We start from the raw sequence: 655 nt of genomic DNA on the forward strand, positions 1-655 counted from the left end.
GCCATGTTCAACGAGGTCGAAGAGCTGATCGAAGCGCCGGCCGCCGAGCCAGCCGAAGCCGAAGAAGTCGTTGCGCCGGTCAAGCGCCGTGGCAAACGCAAGCCGCTGCCGGCCAACCTGCCGCGTGTGGAGGTCATCCATGAGCTGCCCGAGCACGAACTGACCTGCGCCTGCGGTGCCTGCAAGCAGGTGATCGGCGAGGAGACCAGCGAGCAGCTGGAGATCATCCCGATGCAGGTGCGGGTCATCCGCCACATCCGCAAGACCTATGCCTGCAAGGTCTGTGAAACCGCGCCGGTCACCGCCGATAAACCGGCACAACTGATCGAGAAGAGCCTGGCCAGCCCCAGCGTGCTGGCGATGCTGCTGACCACCAAGTACGCCGACGGCATCCCGCTGTACCGCTTCGAGAGGATGCTCAGCCGCCACGGCGTCGACATCCCACGGCAAACCCTGGCGCGTTGGGTGATCCAAAGTGGCGAGCAACTGCAACCGCTGCTCAACCTGATGCGCGACAAGCTGCTGGACTACCCCGTGCTGCACTGCGACGAAACGCGCTTGCAGGTGCTGCATGAACCGGGGCGCGACCCCTCGGCACAATCCTGGATGTGGGTGCAAAGCGGTGGGCCGCCGGACAAGCCGGTGATCCTTTTCG

General features: G+C 64.7%; 1 protein-coding gene. It reads left to right on the plus strand.

Annotation, left to right across the window (positions count from 1 at the left end; translation table 11 throughout):
- The coding region (gene tnpC / locus PSOLE_RS23440; RefSeq protein WP_140419004.1) for an IS66 family transposase at nt 1-655 on the plus strand (655 nt) is incomplete at both ends.

The organism is Pseudomonas oleovorans subsp. oleovorans (assembly GCF_002197815.1).
Lineage (GTDB): Bacteria > Pseudomonadota > Gammaproteobacteria > Pseudomonadales > Pseudomonadaceae > Aquipseudomonas > Aquipseudomonas oleovorans.